Raw genomic sequence first — 19409 nt, forward strand, 5'->3', positions numbered from 1 at the left:
CTCTCAGGACCGCGCCATCGCAGCATCCGAGTCGCCGGCTGCAACGTGCGTACTGTTCACAATGCCGTATTGCCGCTCCATGCTTCCGATCCACAGATCGCGGTCGGACGCTTTGCTCACAATCCGTTCGCGCACCGCTTCATGCGGCAGGATGAGGAACCGCCGCGCGGTAATCCCCTGAATCACAATCTTGGCGACCTGCTCGGGTGGAAGCACATCCCCTCCCGCGAGGACCCCCGCGGCAGCGGCGCCGTCTTCCGCCACCAGTCTTTCAAGCATCGACGTCTGTACACCCAGCGGACACAAAGCACTGACCATCAGCCCACGGCTTCGGTACTGGATGGCCAACCATTCCGCATACGCGACCGCCGCATGTTTGGTCGCCATATATGGCGCGTTGCGGTTGGCCAGCAGACCGGCCGCCGAGCAGGTAATCATCAGATGGCCGCCCCCCCGCGCGATCATCCTGGGTACGATCTCGCGCGCGACATAGACATTGGACATGACGTTCACTCGCCAGCTTCTCTCCCAATCGTGGTCGGAAGCCTCTTCGGTGGATGCCGTGAAAATGCCGGCGTTAGAACACATCAGGTCAACTGGCCCGAGAGCCTTCTCGGCACGGTCGATGAACGCGCTCACCTGCGCCGCATCGCCGACGTCGACTTTCGCCGCGAACGTTCGGACGCCAGTTTTCCCGAGTTCATCCGCCGTGCGCTCCGCTGCCGCCAAATCGAGATCACCGATCCCGATTGCGGCGGCGCCGGCGGTGGTCAGTTGCCTTGCAATGGCCGCGCCGATCCCGCCAGCACCACCGGTAATGAGGGCGACCGCTCCCTTGATCTGCATTACGTCCTCCCTTTGCGCAGCCGACATCCGTTGGACCGCGTCGATAGATTTCAAGCGCTCAACTTTCGTCGTTTGGTTCCGAGCGATTGGTGGCTTTGGTCAGGATGCAGATTTGTAAAGCAGCGTGTCGACGGCAAGAGGTTTGTCGATCACCTTGTTCTCGAGCAGGAAGTCATGCCACCCCTTGATCGATGACGGCACCAGCGAAGACGTGAAGTGCGGAATCGCATCACGCACCATCAGCTCATAGACCTTCTCGCGATTGGGGATGTTCTCGCCGAGCACAATATTTTTCTTCGTGATCGCCAACACCTCGTCGGCGTTCGTCGGGTCCTGAATCCAGGCCACCGCGTCGGCAAGCGCGCGCTCGAAGGCCTCGATGCGTTCAGGATACTTTTTGATGTATTGACGCTGCGCCTGCAGGAACACAGACGTGCTGTTGAGCGACTTGAAACTCGCTGGGCCTTCGCCCTTGCGCATATCCACCATCGACGAGCAGGTCTGGGCTGCTTCGCACAGCGCCGGGACCGGGTCCCAGCTCAATGCCGCATCGACCTGCTTGGCCACGATGGCCGCGTAGGCTGTCACCGGCCCGCCAACCGGAATGTACGACACGCTGTCGATCGGCATTCCCGCCTCTCTCAGCAGAGCCTTCACGAAGATTTCGGCCGAGCTGCCGCGCGTGGTCACGCCGACCTTGAGTCCCTTCAGGTCGGCCATGTTGCCGGGGTAACCCTCATTCTTGTGAGCGAGCGGAAGACCGGCCCGCGCCACCAGGATGTAGGGATTATTGTTCCAGTACCCCCCAAAGATCTGCAGATCGTTGCCCTTTGCAATCGCCTGCAACGTCGTATCGATTGTGCTGTTGACAATATCGACACTGCCCGCTGCCGATGCCGCCTGCGCGAGCGGCGCACTTGCGAGCGTAACCGCCTCGCACTTGATGCTGTATTTCTCGCAAAATCCCTTCTGGATCATCACCCAGTTGGGCAGATGAAGAATGATCTTTCCATACTCATGAAAGCGGACGACAGGCTTCTCCTGCGCGCGCGCCATCGCGCCTGCACTCAACAGACCTGCCGTTAGACAAAGTCCCAGCACGGTATTCGATCGTTTCATTGCGGCCTCCTCCTCACTGGCAATACTCTGACAATTTTGCTGGCCTTTTCGGCTCTTGCATTGCCGCTGTCGCGGCTATGTTAAACTCCACTCAGGACGGCGCGCGTCAGCGCCGCACTCTGCGCGATCAGACACATCAACGTTGCTCCGGCCGGCGGCTAGAGGGCTTTTCATCCACGATCCGCAGCACACCGCTCCTGCCGTCGATCTCCACCATCGCACCGGACGGGACGCTCAACGTGATGTCCTCGTCAAAGCCCGCGAGCATCGTGAGATTCGCGAAGGATGCGCCCTGCACAAGAATGGGATTGACGCTGTTGAACACGAAGGCGATCGGCGCGACGCTGCGCGAGACCATTTCATGCAGCATCCACGCGCTGGCAACGCCGCCCTTGGCGGTATCGAAGATCAGAATCTTGCCGACATAGGACTGGCCAACCAGGCGATGGGTCGGTCGCGAAAAAATGCCGGCGATCCGATCAAGATCGTAGCGCGCCGAAAAATTGTCCTGGGCGACGAGCGCCTCGCCGATCACAGTATCTCCCATCGCCTGTCGCGCCTGGAAGACCTTGGTGTGTGAGCGGCCAAGAATTTCTGCGGTCCCTTGCGTCATTTGAGCCTCCCTGTTTCGGCGGCTGCAACGCAACGCTCCATCGAAGCGAGATTGACCGAATATCCGTAGCCGCCGAGAATATTCACAAGCTTGGCGCTGTTGGTTGCCAGGCGCTTCCAGCCGTTGGCCTCGGCGATTTCCCGCGCATACGACTGATAGAAACACATGCCGGAGAGTACGTGTCCGCCAGCCGCCTCGATCGACTCCGTGAGACCGAAGCGATCGGCGTCGGTCTTGACCTGGGGGCTGGTCACGGCGAGCAGCGGCCTAGTAAAGCGACGGCCATCGCACATGTTCGCGAGCTCCCGCATCTCGTAGAGACTCAACTGCGGTGCCGAGAACACGACAACATCGATCTCTTCATTGTTCTCGTAGAGCGCCTGCAGCGCGCGTATCTCGGCCTCGCCAACGCGATGGGCGACTTCAAGCCGATCGCCGCCGACATCCGAGAGCCGCTGCGCTTCGGGCGTGATGCCGACGATATGAAACAGCGCGATGGAACCGAAGCTCGCCATTGACGCGCCAAAATGCTTCAGCGCATCCGATCCGGGCACTTCCGTCAGTCCTTCGAGAACCGGCACGGACCAGTAGTTGCCGGCGAGCTTACCGACGACTGCGCCGAGCGCGCCCCAATCGTTCAGCGTCACAGGCGCCCATTCGACGCGAATCAGCAACGTCGCGCGACGGTGCTGATCCAGATGAAATCCGTAACGTGGTGTGCGACCGGTCAGCCCGGCAGCAATCGCTGACGGGCCGCCTTCGAAATTCGATTTTGCTCCGCAAACCGAGTTTGAATAGATCACCACACCGGTATCGCCGAATGCGAGATGTTCGCCGCGCACGGGCGCCTGAATGGTTTGATAGTTGATGCAGGTGTTCGTCATCGAGACGCCGAGTTTGACGAACGAATTGATCGCGCGCCGCTCCAGCGACAGCATCCAAGACGCCTGCCCGAGCGCGCTGGCCTTGGTGAAATCAGTGCCGCGCGGATCGGTGATCGTCGGAATGCACACCCGATGGCGACCGACCTGTTCAGCGGCCAACGTCTCAAGCCATTGCACGCCGGCCTCGCCGAGACTTTCGGTATCCGCCATAACATGCGCCTGACTGACGGGCACGAAATCATGCGCACCGAAGAAAGAGCCAACCTTGATCTGATGCTGAATAGCGATCTGCGGCACCGGACCGAACTCGCCTGCAAGCATCGCATTTTCTTCGGCATTCAGCTTCATCACAACCTCGATACCAGACGACTAAAAATCTCATTCCACGGGAGACACGGCGCGACGCAATAACGGCCGCTCGTCGAAGGTGACCGGTTGTACGCCTCGCGCTATGTCAAGCGCGCCAGTGACATGCAGGCTGAACTGATAGCGCTCTGCGACGATGTAGATCCGCATGGCCTCGCAGACGCTGCGATCCTGCGCGAACGATTGCCGATCCATCACAAGCATGGATTCCGATCGTTTCAGGTCGAACAATTTAGCCACCTCCGCAGGAGGCCGCTGACACCGGATTGTCACTTCGGCGTGCGCAACGCGAACGCCGAGATGCTCGCCCAAGATTTGATAGACGTTCATCTGCTCGACGCGGGCAGCGCTAATCTCTCCAGCCCGGCTCGGCAAATAGCCGATCACAAGCGCAAACGGTTGACCGTCAAGAGAGTAAAGACGCTTCAGACGGACCGGTAAATCAGCTTCGCTTGGTCGAGCGAGATCCTGCGCTCCGGCATCGGGCGAAAACTCAAGCAGTTGAAGTTGCGGATCGAGGCCCTGACTGCGCAACGCATCATAAAAGCCCTGCAAGGTATCAAGACGCTGCGAGACCACCTTCTCCGCAACAAAGGTGCCCTTGCCGCGCCGCGCCATCAGCTTACCCTGCTTCCGGAGCACTGCGATCGCCTGACGCACGGTGATCCGGCTGACACCATATCTGGCGATCAACTCCGCTTCGCTCTCAAGCTTGGTGCCCGCCGGCAACTCTCCGCTCTGGATCTGATTGCTGATACGGGTGGCCAGTTGCTCATAGAGAGGCTCGAGGCTTTGCCGAGACAACGTCCGCAACGAACCGGCCTTTTGCTTATCGACTTGCGGCATGACCCACCTAGCTTGCGATTCATCCTCAAGGAGAGCGGAACCATCACGCGCCTTGGATGACCTCGCCTTATAACATGATAAGACGTTATATAACGTTATATCCCTATGCAAGACATAAACTGCGAAATCCGGAAAAAATCCAAAACATTGGGCAACCGCGCCTGGCCGACAAGCCTGTGTGTACTGAAAACCTTATCCCCCGTTGATGAGGTGACGGAATCGCCTAAGCTGATGGGATGATTGGGCTACTACGTTTCTTTCTGGGGATTTTGGCCTCACCAAAGAACCGGCTTGAAGCTGAGAACGCAGTACTTCGACATCAGTTGATCGTTTTGCAGCGCAAGATGCGCGATCGGCCACGGCTGACGAACAACGATCGTTGGTTTTTTATCCAGCTGTATCGCTGGCTTCCATCAATCTTGAAGGTTCTTACAATCATCCAGCCGAGACGCTGGTGCGTTGGCACAGGGCCGGCTTCGCTGCTACTGGCGTTGGAAGTCGCGCCCACTGGGAGGGCGACCGCAGATCGAAACGAACCTCCGTGTGTTGATCCAGCGGATGAGCGTGGAGAACCCACTTTGGGGAACTCCGCGCATCCACGGTGAGCTGCTTAAGCTCGGGTTTCAGGTCGCGCAGCCGAGTGTCGCCAAATACATGATCAAACGGTGCGGGCCGCCAAGCCAGGGATGGCGCACCTTTCTGCGTAATCACGCACCGGATGTTGCCGCTATGGACTTGTTCGTTGTCCCGACTATCGGTTTCGACCTGCTTTACGCTTTCATCATAGTGCGGCTGGATCGCAGAGAACTGGTCTGGATCAGCGTCACAGCACATCCGACCGCGGAGTGAGTTGCGCGCCAGATCACCGAAGCATTCCCGTGGAATGAAGTCCCGCGCTACATGATCCGCGACCGGGATCGCATCTTTGGCACCATCGTCACACGCCGATTGCGCGCGATGGGGATCCGGGACACGCCCACTGAACCAACCTCACCCTGGCAGAACGGCTTCGCCGAACGGCTGATCGGATCGATCCGGCGTGAGTGTGTGGACCACATCATTGTCTTGGGCGAGGCGCATCTGCGCCGGATTCTGAAATCCTATGCTGATTATTACAACAGCGTCAGAACGCATCGATCGTTGAACAAAGATACGTCGATCTCTCCAAATTCAGCGGACCGGAACATCAAATCACACGCCATCCTTGGCGGACTTCAACATCACTACGTCCGGGTTTAGGTTTTCGGTACACACAGGGTCACCAAATGGTACAGATCCGATGGATCATGGACTGTCGATCAAGTTGCACGTGGCACGGCCGATCTTCTGATCGGTGGCTTGGGCAAGAATGCGGCTCTGCCCGCGGGCGTAACGCCCCTCCTCCGGTGATCCGCGACTGCGGGAATACTCCCCAACTGAAACCGTGGAGAGTGGCATCTCTATCTTGGAGAACGAGGATTCGAACTCAACCAGTCTAGTTCGAACCCGGTCTCTCGATCCGCTTCGGCGAAGTCTGGAATGCTAAAAATCGCTCCGACTGATTCACCCACCGTGTAGTGGATTATTCTCTGGTCTCCAGAGCGAGTCTCCAGAAAACGGGAATTTTTCAATAGATAGCCGGAGACTTTCGGGAATTCGCGCCGCAAAAGTTCGACAATTGGTATCTTGGAGACTCATCGACGTCAAAGAAGCCCGCATTTGGCGGGCTTTTCTGGCATCTAAGAAGGATATTCTCTGAAAGCCGCACTGGTTGGCTGGGCGAATAGGATTCGAACCCAATATTCCGTCCCATTTCACATCAGAAATGACTGGCAATGAAGAGCAATTCGAGCATTGCTACATCTGTGAGCCGCCCATAGTGGCTCCCTGAGATTGCCCCGCCAGTGCGCGGGGTCGAGGTCGTGCGGCAGACATTGCCGCGGCAATCTCAGGAGATTTTCGTGAAAAAAGCTAAACCCAAGAAGACCGCCGCGAAACGTGGCGCAACGCTGCTTCGAGCCACTGCTCCCCATTCCGCACAGCAACATAGAAAGCCGCTCGCTGGGCGGATCAGCCCAGCCTCGGTCGCGGCCAAGGCCTCGTCGATAAACGGAGAAACCAAACACGACAAAGTGCTGGCGATGCTTCGCTCCAAACAAGGCGCGACAGTAGCGGCGATGATGAAGACAACCGGCTGGCAGCAGCACTCGGTGCGGGGCTTTCTTGCCGGTGTTGTGCGCAAGCGGTTGAAACTTGACCTCACCTCGGAGAAGCCGGGCAAAGACCGCCTCTATCGCATCAAAGCTGCACGATCATCGACGACCAAAGATACCGTGACTAGCTCGATGGCCTAGCCATGGCGTGCACGCGCGGCTTGAGGCAGTCTTTGAGAAACTCGATTGAAAGCGAGATCGCGCAGTTGCGCGGTCTCGATCTGCGCGGATTGCAGGCCCGCTGGAAGACCAACTTCCGAAAGCCTGCCCTTTCCCATCTGCCAAAGCACCTGCTTTTTGGTGTCCTTGCTTATCGGCTGCAGGCTGACGCATTCGGCGATCTCGACGCGGCGACAAAAGCTGCGCTTGAACGAAGCGGCGGGACCAAATCCCGGAGCGTCGTTGCCTCACAGCTTGAAGCCCATGATCGGCGGCAGACCAAGGCAGAAGCCGGCACGGTCCTGATGCGGGAATGGAAGGGTCGTCAGCATCGCGTCATGGTGATGACTGATGGGATTGCCTGGAACGGGAAGACCTACAGGAGCCTTTCTGCGGTAGCCTTTGCCATGACCGGCACGCGTTGGAACGGCCCTAGGTTTTTCGGCCTGCGAGACGGCACTATCGGCAAGGAAGCAAGGACCGACCGATGAGCAGCCACCGTAAGACCATTCGGTGCGCGATCTATACGCGCGTGTCGACCGATGCCGGCCTGGATCAGGATTTCAACTCTCTCGATGCTCAGTTTGAAGGAGCATCTGCCTACATCAAAAGCCAGGCACATGCGGGATGGACGCAGCTTCGCAAGCGGTACGACGATGGAGGCTTCTCCGGGGGATCAACTGACCGGCCTGCCCTTCAACAACTCCTTGTTGATATTCAGGAAGGAAGGATCGACGTCATCGTCGTCTATAAGGTCGACCGCCTGACGAGATCATTGGCTGACTTCGCCAAGCTTGTTGAGCTTTTCGATAAGCACGGCGTCTCGTTTGTGTCGGTCACGCAGCAGTTCAATACTACGACATCCATGGGACGGCTGACACTCAATGTGTTGCTGTCCTTCGCCCAGTTCGAACGCGAGGTCACGTCGGAACGCATTCGAGATAAAATAGCAGCTTCAAAGCGCAAGGGACTTTGGGTCGGGGGCGTCGTTCCACTCGGCTACAGGGCCAAAAATCGCAAAATCACCATTGTCGAGAGCGAGGCCAAGACCGTTCGTCATATCTTCCGTCGGTATCTCGAACTTGGAAGCATCGGTACGCTCCTTGAGGATCTACGAAAGAGCGGCATCACCACGAAGCGCCGACCTCTATCGACCGGCAAGATCATCGGAGGCATCCCCTTCGGCAGGGGACCGGTTGCTCATCTTCTCCGCAACCGCTTCTATATCGGCGAGGTCAAATACAAGGACGAGGTCCTGCAAGGCGAGCAGAAGCCAGTCCTTGAGCGCAAGCTGTTTGACGCCGTCCAAGCCAAACTCGACCAGCAACGCCAAGCGACCGCCACAGCTAGAAATAACTCCGAGGCCCTGCTCATGGGCCGCATCTTCGATGACCGCGGCAACCGGATGACACCGACCTCGAAGCTCAAAAAAGGTGTTCGCTATCGCTACTACATCTCGGGCAACCTCCTACGGGGTCAGTCCCGAAATACTGGCAGTGTCCCGCGGGTACCAGCGCCGCTAATTGAAAAGCTGGTATTCGATGCTGTTCAGAAGCACCTGAAGCAGACAAACTTTAGTTCCGCATCAGACATCCGCGGTCACATTGAACGTGTCGAAGTTGGCCTGAGCACGTTGAAAGTTCAGCTTTCGACCAAGGCCCAGCTAGAAGCCAAGGGCAAATCGCGTAATGCTCAACCCTCCGTCCTCACCGTTCCGTGGTCCAAACCGCCCTCCAAAGTCGCCAGAGAAATTATCCCGCCAGCAAAATCATCACAGCGCATGGATAAACGACCGATCCGGTCCGAAACGCGAGCAAAGCTCGTCCAGGCGATCGCTCAAGGCCGACTTTGGGTCGACAAACTCATCTCAGGCAGCGTCACATCTACTCAACAAATCGCGTCGCGTGAGAAATGCACCCTGCGGCAAGTCAACTTGACAATCTCCCTCGCGTTTCTATCGCCAACCCTCGTCCAAGCTGCTGTGAACGGACATCTTCCGAGAGGAGTTGGAATCTCAACCATTCGCGATTTGCCCGAGCTCTGGGCAGCCCAACACCGAAGCCTTGGCCTACAGGCCTGATTAGCTAGCTGGGGAACAGGATTTTCCAGCCACAGAGACAAACCGCCAAAATCAACCGTATGCTGGTCTCTGAGACCGATTGAGCGACAGGTAGTTTCAGAAAGCCCGCCAACAGCGGGCTTTTCTCGTCGCTCTCGCGATATCACGGATATCGAAGGACTGTGTGGTGGGCCCGGCAGGACTCGAACCTGCAACCAGACCGTTATGAGCGGTCGGCTCTAACCATTGAGCTACAGGCCCCGCCGGCCCCCGCAACGGGGCAAATAACGGTGCAATCATCCCCATACAATGACCGACGCCTCTGGGCAATCGCGTGCGCCGATCATCTGGAACATATCCCGGGCTGTGGCGTCGTTCGCCTGTGTTTCGAGGGATATTCCAGCCAGTCGCCTGCCCCGCAGCAAAAGAAGTCTTGAGGACCAACAGGAGATACATGTGTTTCGCTGGGCTGTCCTGTTTCTCGTTCTGTCGCTGATCGCAGGAGGCCTCGGCCTTGCCAACATTTCGGAATTCACCAAGCGGATCTCGATGATCCTGTTCGGCCTGTTTTTTCTTGGATTTCTCGCGCTTCTCGGATTCTGCTATTTCGTCAGCTCGGCCGTCAGCAGCTCAGGGTTGGCGTCGGCGTTCGTGGCCATCAGCGGATAGTACCGACGACAATATAAGCGGGTCTTCAGGCGGCCTTCCCCGCCAGCTCATCGATGGCGTCATAAGCCAGATCGAGGTCGTTTGCCGTGCTGCAATAAGGCGGCATGAGATAGATCGTGTTGCCGAGCGGACGGATCAGTAAACCGCGCGCGAGAAATCCGCGATAGAGACGCGGCCCGATGTCGGCGAGGTAGCCAGCATCCTTGACCGCAATATCGAGCGCGGCGATGGTTCCGATCTGACGCACGTTCATGAAGCGGTCGTCGTCGCGAAACCGTGCGAGCCTCTCCTGATGTAGTGAGGCAAGCGAAGCGATGCGCTCCATCACCGGTTCGCGCTGCCAGATTTCGAGATTGGCCAGAGCGGCGGCGCAGGCGATCGGGTTCGCCGTGTACGAACTGGAGTGAAAGAATGTGCGGCTGCGGTCCATCGAATAGTGCGCGTCGAAAATATCCGCGCGGCAGAGCGTCACCGCCAGCGGCACCGAACCACCCGTCAGCCCTTTCGAGTAGCAGGCAATATCCGGCGCGATGCCCGCCTGCTCGCAGGCAAACAACGTGCCCGTGCGTCCCCACCCCGTCATCACTTCATCTGCAATCAAGAGCACGTCATGTGCTCCGCAGATGCGTTTCATCTCCGCCAGCACGTGCGGCGGATAGATCAACATGCCCCCGGCTCCGAGAACCAAAGGCTCGACAATCAACGCGGCAACATCGCCGCGCTTGCAGGCAGCGTTCAGCGCACCCAGCGTCGCGTCCTCCCGGCCTGGCGCAGGAAACGGAATCCGCTCGACGTCGAACAGCAGAGGATCATAGGGCGCATTGAAAACGCCGCGCTCGCCAACCGACATGCCACCGATGGTGTCGCCGTGATAGGCGCCTTCAAGTGCAAGAATGCGGCTGCGTTTACTGCCTTGATGCTGCCAGTAACCCAGCGCCATTTTCAGGGCGACTTCCACGGAGGTCGATCCGCTGTCGGAAAAGAAAACATACTTCAGTTCCGGCGGCGTGATCGCAACCAGATGCCTCGCCAGTTTCTCCGCCGGCTCATGGGTGAATCCGGCAAAGATCACCTGGTCGAGCCGATCCGCCTGGTCCTTGATTGCCTGTACGATGTGAGGGTGGCGATGGCCGTGAGTCACGACCCACCAAGATGAAATCGCATCGAAGATGCGCTTGCTGTCGGGCGTCTCCAGCCATGCCCCCTCGCCTTTCGAAATCATCGTGGCTTCAGGCTGAACTGCGTGCTGCGTGAATGGATGCCAGACCGGCGATGTCGTTGTCATCGGGGCGCATCCTTGAGGAAGTCGGCGACATCGAAATGCGATGCGAAGGCTGAGCGCAAGGTTTCGCCTGTCAGCTCCGCAAGATGCGGCAGACGGCCAAGACGCTTCGCGCGCGCCATGGCGCAAATGATCCGCTCGGATTCTACATTCTCGTCGCCGATGAAGGCGACACCGAGCAGCGGGATATTTCGCGGGCGCAGCGCTTCAATGGACAAGAGGCTATGATTGATCGTGCCCAGTGTGGTTCGTGCGCACAGCACGACGGGCACCCGCCATCGCGCCATGACATCTATATATGTGTCGCTCTCTGTTAGCGGCACCATCAGGCCACCGGCCCCTTCAATCACCAGCGGACGGTCAACCTCCGGCAGAAGAAGCGCGTCCCGATCGATGGCAATGCCGTCGATCTTCGCGGCGAGATGCGGCGACGCCGGCGTCTTCAACCGATAAGCCTCAGGCAACAGTCGCTCGCGCGGAAGCCCGGACAGCCGCAGCACTGTCTCAAAATCGGTCTCTTCATCAAGGCCGGCCTGCACAGGTTTCCAGTAGAACCCATCGAGCGCGCCCGCAAGTGCCGCCGAAAAAACCGTCTTGCCGATTCCTGTATCCGTGCCCGTGACAACGATGCGCACGGTCATGCGGCTGTCCGCATGTCTTCGGCAAGCGCGCCGAACAGGTCGGTGACGATGGCCTCATCGATATTCAATGTCAGCGCGATGCGCAGCCGCGCCGTGCCTTCGGGGACGGTCGGTGGACGGATCGCGCGAATATCAAAACCCCGGCGTTGCAGCGATGCCGCGATAGCGACCGCCGCACGATCCGCACCGATGATAATGGGAAGAATTTGGGAACCGGAAGCAGTCATATGACAGCTGCGGCGAAGCTCATGACCCGCGAACTGAACCAGCCGCGCCAGCCGCTCGCGGCGCTCCGGGTTGGTGCGGGAAATCTCCAGCGCTTTACGTGTGACCGCAGCAACCAGCGGCGATGGAGCAGTAGCAAAGATAAAGGGGCGCGAGCGATTGACCAGGAAATCCCGGATCGTGCGTGGTGCCAGAACAAAGCCGCCGACTGTGCCCAACGCCTTGCCACAGGTATGCAGCGTAATGACATTGTCGCGCCCCTCGAACGCCGCTGCCAACCCACGTCCCTGCGGACCCAGGACGCCAGTCGCATGCGCCTCGTCGATGACCACCATCGCCTCATGACGATCGGCGACGGCGAACAGGCCAGCGAGGTCGGGGCTGTCGCCATCCATGCTGTAGAGACTTTCAACGGAAAGCCATGGACGCCCCTTGCCGCCGGCAGCGCGCCAGCGGACGATCGCAGCATCGAATGCTTCGATGTTGTTATGCGCGACGCCGACATGGTCGGCACGGCCACTGCGCAAGCCCTCATGAACGCTGGCGTGAATCAGCTCGTCATGAACGACAAGATCGCCACGCTGCGGCAGCGTCGAGAAAATTGCGAAGTTCGCGACATAGCCGCCACCGAAATAGAGTGCAGTCTCCGCGCCGAAGTAGGCAGCCGCTTCCGCTTCAAGCGCCTCGTGCTCAGGATGGTTGCCGCGCAGCAGCCGCGATCCGCCGGCACCGACCGGAACGCCGCGTGCCACCGCGTCGATTGCAGCGCGCTTCAACTCATCGGATTCAGCGAGACCCAGATAGTCGTTCGAGGTAAAATCGATCCCGGCCCGCTCACGCAGCGATCGCAATCGCCCCCTGCCCGCTAGATCGAGCAAATCCGCCTCGAACAGCTCGTGCATACATCACATCCTGTCTGCGCGATGGAAACCGGTAACAAGAAGTTACAACTTCTGGTTTCTCTCATTAACGAGAACGACGCGCGGCTGAAACTGCCTTGCCTCGGCGTCGTCAAAATTCGCGTAAGCTACGATGATAACCTTGTCACCCATCATCGCAAGCCGCGCCGCCGCGCCATTCAGGCCGATCGTGCCGGAGCCTGCCGGCGCTTCGATGACGTAAGTCGAGAAACGCGCGCCGGTGTCGATATTGTAGATGTCGACCCGTTCATTGACGAGGAAACCGGCGGCGTCGATCAGCGCGCGGTCTATTGAAATCGAACCTTCGTAATGCAGATCCGCTTCCGTTACATGCGCGCGGTGGATCTTGCCTTTCATCAGCGTGACTTGCATCGACATGCTCTGGTTGCGGCGCGCAATATCTCGCGCGAATGTCCGTTAGGACGCCCGTTCCTTGCGGTCAACCCTTAGCTTCACTGAAAAATCAGGCAAAAGCCATGCGCTGGCGGGCGCGCAGAAGCAGCGCCACCACGATGGTGACGTTCAGCGCGTTCCAGCCCACGCCGTTAAGGAACGCGGCGGCGTAAGAACCGGTTGCGTCGAAGATCACGCCCGAGACCCACCCCCCGAAAGACATGCCGATCACGGATGCGAAGATCACAATGCCCACCCGGGTCGCAGCTTCGCTGGCCGGCATCGATTCCCGAACGATGATGGCGTAGCTCGGCACGATGCCGCCCTGAAACAGCCCGAACATCGCGGAGATGATATAAAGCGACGTCAGTCCGTCGAAGAACAGATAGAACAGCAGCGCCACGCCTTGCGCGATCGAGCCGACAAGCAGCGTACGCAGACCGCCGATACGGTCGGCGAGGAAGCCCGAGCCGATCCGGCTGACGATGCCAAAGGCCAGCATCAGCGACAGCATTTCGGCGCCGCGCGCGACGCCGTATCCAAGATCTCCGCAATAGGCGACGATATGAACCTGCGGCATCGACATGGCCACGCAGCAGGAAACGGCCGCGATGCAAAGCATGATCGTCAGCGTATTTGTATTGAGCCGCAGATCCACGCGCGGCGGCGGCGCATTTTCATGTGAGCGCACGGTTTCGCTGCCGATCTGCCAGCGCAGGATCGCAACCACAACGACCATGACGATGGTGCAGCCGATCCCGATTGCGATGTGCGTGGCGCGCCAGCCGGCATAAGCGGTGCCGCGTTCGACAACCGTCGGCCAGAACGTGCCTGCGATGTAGTTTCCGCTGGCCGCAATGGTAACGGCCAGACCGCGATGGCGGCTGAACCAGTGCGACGCCTCCGTCATCAGCGGCCCGAAAGTCGCCGCGGCACCGAGGCCGATCAGGAAGTGCATCAGATTGAATTGCCAGAGCGCAGCAGAGTAACCTGCCCCGACGTAGCCCAGCAGCATGGCCACGATGCCGATGGAAATGGCCGACACGATGCCGAGGCGATCCGACAGCCGGCCCATCGCGACGCCGCCCAAGCCGAAACCGAGCATGGTGCAGGTGAACGCCAGCGATGCCGCGCCCCGCGTTGCGCCGAAGTCGGCCTGCACGATCGGGATGACAACCACCACCGACCACATGCCGACGCTGCCGATCGATCCGATGATGACGGCAATACCCAGCCGCACCCACGCCGCACGTGAGTCCGGCGTGAAACCCGCTGGATGGGAGACTGAATCGATGGAACCCGGCACAGGGGCAACTTCGTCGCCCTTGAGCCGCCGGTCAAGTCATTCTCCGAATGGGGGATATGCGAGAATATCATCCTCCCGAGCGCGGCATTTTAGCCGCTGCTTTCCGCGTTAACTCTTTCCTAACCATAAACTGGGCAAATTTTGCCGGGTGAAGTCGAGTGTCGTCTGTCGTGCAGAGCCGGGGGAATGCCCGTGGATGCCAGTGCGGTGCCTCACTTTAGGAACGGTGGCCCTTCGGCCGCCGCTCAAGTCTTTGGGGCTCGTGACAGACACGCGCGTGGGGAAGCGGCAACGATGGTTGATCTAACGGCAGGCCAGGGCAGCCCGGCAAAAGCCTCGGGGTTCCCCAACTTCACCGACATCGGCACCATGCTCAAGCGCGGCGATCTCGCGCTCGCCTTCGGTGTTCTCACCATTCTCGTCGTCCTCATCCTGCCGCTGCCGGCGGTGGTGCTCGATCTGTTTCTGGCGATCTCGATCACACTATCGATCCTGATCCTGATGACGGCGCTGTTCATCCAGACGCCGTTGGAATTCTCCGCCTTTCCGACCATCCTGCTGATTTCCACGATGCTGCGGCTGTCGCTCAACCTCGCCTCGACGCGGTTGATCCTATCGCACGGCCACGAAGGCACCGCCGCCGCCGGTCATGTCATCGAGGCGTTCGGCAATTTCGTGATGAGTGGCAATTTCGTCATCGGAATTATCGTCTTCACCATTCTCGTCATCGTGAATTTCGTCGTCATCACCAAGGGTTCAGGCCGCATCGCAGAAGTCGCGGCGCGGTTCCATCTCGACTCCATGCCCGGCAAGCAGATGGCGATCGACGCCGACCTCTCCGCCGGCCTGATCGACGAGAAAACCGCCAAACACCGCCGCAAGGAACTGGAAGACGAAAGCGGCTTCTTCGGCGCGATGGACGGTGCTTCCAAGTTCGTGCGCGGCGACGCCATCGCCGGACTGCTGGTGGTGTTCATCAACGTAATCGGCGGCATCATCATCGGCGTCGCGCAACAGGGAATGGGCTTCGCCGACGCCGCCCGCACCTACACGCTGCTGACGGTCGGCGACGGCCTCGTGACGCAGGTGCCTGCGCTGATCGTCTCCACGGCCGCGGGCCTGCTGGTTTCGAAGGCCGGCGTCACCGGCGCCGCCGACAAGGCGATGATGAAGCAGTTGTCGGGCTATCCGCAGGCGCTCGGCATGTCATCGGGCGTGATGCTGGTGCTGGCGATGCTTCCGGGCATTCCCATGCTCCCGTTCCTCTTTCTCGGGGGCGGCGCCGGCTGGCTGGCGTGGAGCGCACGCAACCGCAACCGCGCCGTCAAGGTCGAGGAGGCCCGGGTCGCCGCCGAACCGGCTGCCGCCGCGGCCGCCGCAGCTGCCGCAGACGAACCGATTTCGAGCGCGCTCAAGATCGACGATCTGAAAATCGAACTCGGCTACGCGCTGTTGCCGCTGGTGAACGGACCCGACGGCACCGACCGCCTTACCGACCAGATCAAGGCGCTGCGCCGTTCGCTCGCCACCGAAATGGGCTTCGTGATGCCCGCCGTGCGCATTCTCGACAACGTGCAGTTGGAGGCCAACACCTACGTCATCAAGATCAAGGAAGTTGATGCCGGCACCGGCCGCATCTGGGCCAACCAGTTCATGGTCATGGATCCCGCCGGCAACCAGGTCAACGTTCCGGGCACCCACACCACCGAGCCGACCTTCGGATTGCCCGCGACCTGGGTCGAAGCCTCCCTCAAGGAAGAAGCCTCGCTCAAGGGCTATACCGTGGTCGATTCCGCGACGGTGCTGTCCACACATCTCACCGAACTGCTCAAGAACAACATGTCGGATCTGCTCTCCTATGGCGAAGTGCAGAAACTCCTGAAAGACCTGCCGAAAGAACAGGGTGAACTGGTCAAGGACATCGTGCCGAACCAGATCACCGTGTCGGGCATCCAGCGCGTCCTGCAATTGCTGCTGGCCGAACGCATCTCGATCCGCGATCTGTCCACCATTCTCGAGGGTATCGCCGACGGGCTCGCCTTCTCGCGCAATCCGTCAACGCTCGCCGAACATGTTCGCGCGCGCTTGGCGCGGCAAATCTGCGCGCAGAACACATCGATGAACGGCTACCTGCCGCTGATCGCGCTCAGTGCGAAGTGGGAGCAGGCCTTCGCGGAATCGCTGATCGGCACCGGTGAGGAGCGCAGCCTTGCGATGCAGCCGTCAAAACTGTCGGAATTCATGACCATGGTGCGCGACCGTTTCGAGCAGGCCGCGCGCGAAGGTGAGGCGCCGGTGCTGGTCACATCGGCCGCGATCCGGCCGTTCGTGCGCTCGCTGGTGGAACGGTTCCGCGCCCAGACCACGGTGCTTTCGCAGGCGGAAATTCATCCCCGAGCCCGCCTTAAGACGGTCGGAAGCATCTAGCGCGGGCACCCGCTCCAGGTAAAAAAAGCTGCGACTTTCCTGTCACAGACAAGCATTTCGTCGCATCCACAAAATTTCCGTACCGCAGCGCGGCAAAATAGACCGGGTCAACATACTGATTTTGCTTGGAAAACCAAGATTGGTTTATCGACCTCTCGGGAGTTCAAGACATTTCACTCGTTTGTGAAGGCCGCTTGGAAACGAATCCCTGCCAATTACGTTCTTAACACGTGAGGTCATTGAACCCACGGGCAGGCGAACGAGACGAACGTTCGACCGCATCAAAAGGCGGCGGGAGGTTTGTATGAACCATTCGTTTTACAGTGCAGATCGCATGACCCATTTGAAGATCGTTGTCGTTGCGCTTGTCGCAGCGATCGGCGTCGCGGGTTTCGGTATCTCTGCGCGCCTTTCGGATAATGGCTTGACCCAGACGGCCCGCGTCAGCGGTCCGGCAGTGAAGGCCAATAAAGCAGTTGTCATGACCAGTTCGGATCTATCGACGATCCGCTAACGAATTCACGAGGCTCTCTTCCCCGCCCCCCGAAGTCGCCTTGTGATTGCTCAGAAGACCCCAAGTCTGAGACCGAAAAACCCCCGCTCCCCACGGGGGTTTTTTGTTGTCCGGATTTTGGGGGCATCCCGAAAAATGGAAACCGGTTTTCGGAAAAGATCGTACCAAAAATAGTCAGCGCGGCTGCGCGGGAAGCGCAGGCACGCTCTCGACCAGCTTGCCCGTGTAGACAATCGGCCCCGTAGCGACGCCGGTCGGCGAGCCGCCTTCGGGCTCGATGGTGACTGCATAGGTCGCCTTGTTGATCGTCTCGGCATCGTAAGCCGCCAGCGAAGGACGGATCGTGAAGTCGCTGCCGCCGATGACGCCGAGAGAACGCGGGCGCTGGAGCTTGTCGGACACGAGCCAGAGTTCATAGCTCTTGCCCGGCTCCGGCGTGGCGCCGACCTTGCGCACGGTGAAATTCTTCGTGGCGGTGTCCACCGTCAGAATGAATGCGGGCGCTGCGGCGTTCTGCTGGAGCACCGCGACGAATTGCGCGGGCAGCGGCGCTGCGGGCGCGGCCACCTCCACGACCTGAATCTTCGGCTTCACGCGAAGATTTTCAGGCAGCAGTTCAGGACGATAGGCCTGGAGCGCGATCACCCCGGCGAGCGAAGCAGCAACGGCCGTCATCACCCAACCGAATGCACTGGACCCGCCGCGTTTGCGATCCGACAAAGCAACGACATTCGACGGCTGATCGACGACCGGTCCGGACATAATTTCAGGCATCGCTGCCGCGGTCTCCGCGCGGTCCGGCGCAGCTTGATCCGACGCGACGGTGGCGGCAGCCGGCGCATCGGCATCGCCAGTTGGTGTCGCGCTGACAGAACTTGTGTCTTCCGGCTGCTGCGAACCGATATTCGCGTATTCGAACTGGTCGGACACGGTCGGGGAAACTGGGCTCTGCCCGACCGGCTCGGGTTCTGAAACCGGCTGAGCTGGTTGATCGACAATGCCGATGGCGTTCTTGATGTTATCCCACAGATGCGGCGGCGGCTCGACGGGCGCGACCATCTGGTGCAGCGGGCTGAGCTTACGATCCCACGCATCGACCACTTCCATGAAGCCATGATCGACAATCATCATAGTTTCGACAAGCGCGCGCTCATCGGCGTCAAGAGTACCGAGAGCGTATTCCGCCGCGAGTGCGATATGGTCTTCGCTGTAGTTCATTTCATACCAATCGAAACTATTTCAAAAGAGTCCCTGCCGACGAATTCATGCCAACCCGAGACATTCGCGAATATCAATCATGCTGCGCCGTAGCCATGTCTTGACGGTGTTCAGCGGCGTGTTGAACTTCTCCGACAATTGTTCCCGGCTCCATCCGTTGTAATACGCCAGCAGCACCAGCTTCTGCCGGTCGGGATCGAGTTGACCGACACATTCCAGAATTCGCTTCAACTCCTCCGTCATTTCCTTCCGCGCCAGCGGATCGGGCGTGTCGGAAGCCACCTCCATCGCCGCCGGCTCGTCTTCAATCGACGCCTCGCTGCGTTTACGTACAACGTCGATCGCGCGATTGCGGGCAATCGAAACCATCCAGGTGATCGGAGATGCCATCGCCGGGTTGAACTGACCGGCGCTGTTCCAAATCTTGACGTAGGCTTCCTGGACAACCTCCTCCGCCAGATCCTGACGCCTCAAGATACGCAGGACTACGCCGAAGAGTTTCGCGCGGGTGGCAGCATAAAGGCGCTCAAATGCGGCCTCGTCCCCCTTCGCAACAGATGCAAGCAGCCAGATCAATTCAGCCGGCGTCAGCATTCAATTCCCTCAAAATATATCGTTCTATCGCAACCGGCCGTCTCAAACCGCGATGTCGCGATTTCGCCTTCGTATCACACCTTGCCTGCATCCGGTCCAGCTTCCGCCGGATGAACAACCGGCCGAATGACCTCTT

At 59.4% G+C, this 19409-nt stretch carries 20 protein-coding genes and 1 tRNA gene; 8 read left to right on the top strand and 13 right to left on the bottom strand.

What is annotated here, in order from left to right; translation table 11 throughout:
- Window positions 1-3: 3 nt before the first annotated feature.
- The 5 genes from AC1RKJ_RS08685 to AC1RKJ_RS08705 form a co-directional block, all read right to left on the bottom strand.
- Window positions 4-846, bottom strand: a complete 843-nt coding sequence (locus tag AC1RKJ_RS08685) for an SDR family oxidoreductase (protein WP_492790669.1) — start codon at window positions 844-846, stop codon at window positions 4-6.
- 99 nt (window positions 847-945) lie between these two features.
- Complete coding sequence (locus AC1RKJ_RS08690) at window positions 946-1965, bottom strand: ABC transporter substrate-binding protein (protein WP_492790671.1); 1020 nt, start codon at window positions 1963-1965, stop codon at window positions 946-948.
- Window positions 1966-2101: 136 nt separating this feature from the next.
- On the bottom strand, window positions 2102-2578 hold the full coding sequence (locus AC1RKJ_RS08695) for an aconitase X swivel domain-containing protein (protein WP_492790672.1): 477 nt from the start codon (window positions 2576-2578) through the stop codon (window positions 2102-2104).
- Window positions 2575-3810 (bottom strand): aconitase X, encoded by a 1236-nt coding sequence (locus AC1RKJ_RS08700; RefSeq protein WP_492790673.1) that lies wholly within the window; start codon window positions 3808-3810, stop codon window positions 2575-2577. Before AC1RKJ_RS08700 ends, AC1RKJ_RS08695 begins: the two co-directional genes overlap by 4 nt.
- Before the next feature lie 30 nt (window positions 3811-3840).
- Window positions 3841-4785 (bottom strand): GntR family transcriptional regulator, encoded by a 945-nt coding sequence (locus AC1RKJ_RS08705; protein ID WP_492790674.1) that lies wholly within the window; start codon window positions 4783-4785, stop codon window positions 3841-3843.
- A 447-nt stretch (window positions 4786-5232) separates the two neighbouring features.
- Between AC1RKJ_RS08705 and AC1RKJ_RS08710 the strand changes: the two genes are divergently transcribed.
- From AC1RKJ_RS08710 to AC1RKJ_RS08730, 5 genes are all read left to right on the top strand, one after another.
- Window positions 5233-5523 (top strand): hypothetical protein, encoded by a 291-nt coding sequence (locus AC1RKJ_RS08710; RefSeq protein ID WP_492790675.1) that lies wholly within the window; start codon window positions 5233-5235, stop codon window positions 5521-5523.
- A 51-nt stretch (window positions 5524-5574) separates the two neighbouring features.
- Entirely contained in the window at window positions 5575-5913 is a 339-nt protein-coding gene (locus AC1RKJ_RS08715; protein WP_492790676.1) for an integrase core domain-containing protein, read from the top strand.
- A 701-nt stretch (window positions 5914-6614) separates the two neighbouring features.
- Window positions 6615-7007 carry a DUF3489 domain-containing protein gene (locus AC1RKJ_RS08720; protein WP_492790677.1) on the top strand — a complete coding sequence of 131 codons (393 nt, stop codon included), beginning with the start codon at window positions 6615-6617 and terminating at the stop codon, window positions 7005-7007.
- 2 nt (window positions 7008-7009) lie between these two features.
- On the top strand, window positions 7010-7516 hold the full coding sequence (locus AC1RKJ_RS08725) for a DUF2924 domain-containing protein (protein WP_492790678.1): 507 nt from the start codon (window positions 7010-7012) through the stop codon (window positions 7514-7516).
- Window positions 7513-9105 carry a recombinase family protein gene (locus tag AC1RKJ_RS08730; RefSeq protein ID WP_492790679.1) on the top strand — a complete coding sequence of 531 codons (1593 nt, stop codon included), beginning with the start codon at window positions 7513-7515 and terminating at the stop codon, window positions 9103-9105. The genes AC1RKJ_RS08725 and AC1RKJ_RS08730 overlap by 4 nt, the downstream gene beginning before the upstream one ends.
- A gap of 164 nt (window positions 9106-9269) precedes the next feature.
- Here AC1RKJ_RS08730 and AC1RKJ_RS08735 read toward each other — a convergent pair.
- Window positions 9270-9345, bottom strand: a tRNA-Ile gene (locus tag AC1RKJ_RS08735).
- Window positions 9346-9540: 195 nt separating this feature from the next.
- Here AC1RKJ_RS08735 and AC1RKJ_RS08740 point away from each other — a divergent pair.
- Window positions 9541-9753, top strand: coding sequence for a DUF1328 domain-containing protein (locus tag AC1RKJ_RS08740; RefSeq protein WP_492790680.1), 213 nt, complete (start codon window positions 9541-9543; stop codon window positions 9751-9753).
- A 25-nt stretch (window positions 9754-9778) separates the two neighbouring features.
- Here the strand turns inward: AC1RKJ_RS08740 and AC1RKJ_RS08745 are convergent, their stop codons facing one another.
- The 5 genes from AC1RKJ_RS08745 to AC1RKJ_RS08765 all read right to left on the bottom strand — a co-directional run bounded on the left by AC1RKJ_RS08745 (window position 9779) and on the right by AC1RKJ_RS08765 (window position 14520).
- A complete protein-coding gene (locus AC1RKJ_RS08745) occupies window positions 9779-11038 on the bottom strand; it encodes an adenosylmethionine--8-amino-7-oxononanoate transaminase (RefSeq protein WP_492790681.1) in 1260 nt (419 codons plus the stop codon).
- On the bottom strand, window positions 11035-11676 hold the full coding sequence (bioD, locus tag AC1RKJ_RS08750) for a dethiobiotin synthase (RefSeq protein WP_492790682.1): 642 nt from the start codon (window positions 11674-11676) through the stop codon (window positions 11035-11037). Before bioD ends, AC1RKJ_RS08745 begins: the two co-directional genes overlap by 4 nt.
- Window positions 11673-12803 carry an 8-amino-7-oxononanoate synthase gene (locus AC1RKJ_RS08755; protein WP_492790683.1) on the bottom strand — a complete coding sequence of 377 codons (1131 nt, stop codon included), beginning with the start codon at window positions 12801-12803 and terminating at the stop codon, window positions 11673-11675. The genes bioD and AC1RKJ_RS08755 overlap by 4 nt, the downstream gene beginning before the upstream one ends.
- Window positions 12804-12845: 42 nt before the next feature.
- The gene (gene panD / locus AC1RKJ_RS08760; protein WP_492792684.1) at window positions 12846-13193 is read right to left on the bottom strand and encodes an aspartate 1-decarboxylase; all 348 of its coding nucleotides are present in this window, start codon (window positions 13191-13193) and stop codon (window positions 12846-12848) included.
- A gap of 91 nt (window positions 13194-13284) precedes the next feature.
- A complete protein-coding gene (locus AC1RKJ_RS08765; RefSeq protein WP_492790684.1) occupies window positions 13285-14520 on the bottom strand; it encodes an MFS transporter in 1236 nt (411 codons plus the stop codon).
- Between the two features lie 294 nt (window positions 14521-14814).
- Here AC1RKJ_RS08765 and flhA point away from each other — a divergent pair, with 294 nt between their 5' ends.
- Both flhA and AC1RKJ_RS08775 read left to right on the top strand, forming a co-directional pair.
- Window positions 14815-16947 carry a flagellar biosynthesis protein FlhA gene (flhA, locus tag AC1RKJ_RS08770; protein WP_492790685.1) on the top strand — a complete coding sequence of 711 codons (2133 nt, stop codon included), beginning with the start codon at window positions 14815-14817 and terminating at the stop codon, window positions 16945-16947.
- A gap of 304 nt (window positions 16948-17251) precedes the next feature.
- Window positions 17252-17461, top strand: a complete 210-nt coding sequence (locus tag AC1RKJ_RS08775) for a hypothetical protein (protein WP_492790686.1) — start codon at window positions 17252-17254, stop codon at window positions 17459-17461.
- A gap of 174 nt (window positions 17462-17635) precedes the next feature.
- Here AC1RKJ_RS08775 and AC1RKJ_RS08780 read toward each other — a convergent pair whose 3' ends face one another.
- Window positions 17636-18679, bottom strand: coding sequence for an anti-sigma factor (locus tag AC1RKJ_RS08780; RefSeq protein WP_492790687.1), 1044 nt, complete (start codon window positions 18677-18679; stop codon window positions 17636-17638).
- Between the two features lie 45 nt (window positions 18680-18724).
- The gene (locus tag AC1RKJ_RS08785) at window positions 18725-19273 is read right to left on the bottom strand and encodes a sigma-70 family RNA polymerase sigma factor (protein WP_492790688.1); all 549 of its coding nucleotides are present in this window, start codon (window positions 19271-19273) and stop codon (window positions 18725-18727) included.
- Window positions 19274-19409: the final 136 nt, after the last annotated feature.

The organism is Afipia sp. GW822-FHT04G07, from assembly GCF_058800765.1.

Bases quoted from the DNA above. Each gene is read 5' to 3' on its own strand.
- AC1RKJ_RS08685 (WP_492790669.1), bottom strand. From the start codon at position 846: ATGCAGATCAAGGGAGCGGTCGCCCTCATTACCGGTGGTGCTGGCGGG.
- AC1RKJ_RS08690 (WP_492790671.1), bottom strand. From the start codon at position 1,965: ATGAAACGATCGAATACCGTGCTGGGACTTTGTCTAACGGCAGGTCTG.
- AC1RKJ_RS08695 (WP_492790672.1), bottom strand. From the start codon at position 2,578: ATGACGCAAGGGACCGCAGAAATTCTTGGCCGCTCACACACCAAGGTC.
- AC1RKJ_RS08700 (WP_492790673.1), bottom strand. From the start codon at position 3,810: ATGAAGCTGAATGCCGAAGAAAATGCGATGCTTGCAGGCGAGTTCGGT.
- AC1RKJ_RS08710 (WP_492790675.1), top strand. From the start codon at position 5,233: ATGAGCGTGGAGAACCCACTTTGGGGAACTCCGCGCATCCACGGTGAG.
- AC1RKJ_RS08715 (WP_492790676.1), top strand. From the start codon at position 5,575: ATGATCCGCGACCGGGATCGCATCTTTGGCACCATCGTCACACGCCGA.
- AC1RKJ_RS08725 (WP_492790678.1), top strand. From the start codon at position 7,010: ATGGCGTGCACGCGCGGCTTGAGGCAGTCTTTGAGAAACTCGATTGAA.
- AC1RKJ_RS08730 (WP_492790679.1), top strand. From the start codon at position 7,513: ATGAGCAGCCACCGTAAGACCATTCGGTGCGCGATCTATACGCGCGTG.
- AC1RKJ_RS08745 (WP_492790681.1), bottom strand. From the start codon at position 11,038: ATGACAACGACATCGCCGGTCTGGCATCCATTCACGCAGCACGCAGTT.
- bioD (WP_492790682.1), bottom strand. From the start codon at position 11,676: ATGACCGTGCGCATCGTTGTCACGGGCACGGATACAGGAATCGGCAAG.
- AC1RKJ_RS08755 (WP_492790683.1), bottom strand. From the start codon at position 12,803: ATGCACGAGCTGTTCGAGGCGGATTTGCTCGATCTAGCGGGCAGGGGG.
- panD (WP_492792684.1), bottom strand. From the start codon at position 13,193: ATGCAAGTCACGCTGATGAAAGGCAAGATCCACCGCGCGCATGTAACG.
- flhA (WP_492790685.1), top strand. From the start codon at position 14,815: ATGGTTGATCTAACGGCAGGCCAGGGCAGCCCGGCAAAAGCCTCGGGG.
- AC1RKJ_RS08775 (WP_492790686.1), top strand. From the start codon at position 17,252: ATGAACCATTCGTTTTACAGTGCAGATCGCATGACCCATTTGAAGATC.
- AC1RKJ_RS08780 (WP_492790687.1), bottom strand. From the start codon at position 18,679: ATGAACTACAGCGAAGACCATATCGCACTCGCGGCGGAATACGCTCTC.
- AC1RKJ_RS08785 (WP_492790688.1), bottom strand. From the start codon at position 19,273: ATGCTGACGCCGGCTGAATTGATCTGGCTGCTTGCATCTGTTGCGAAG.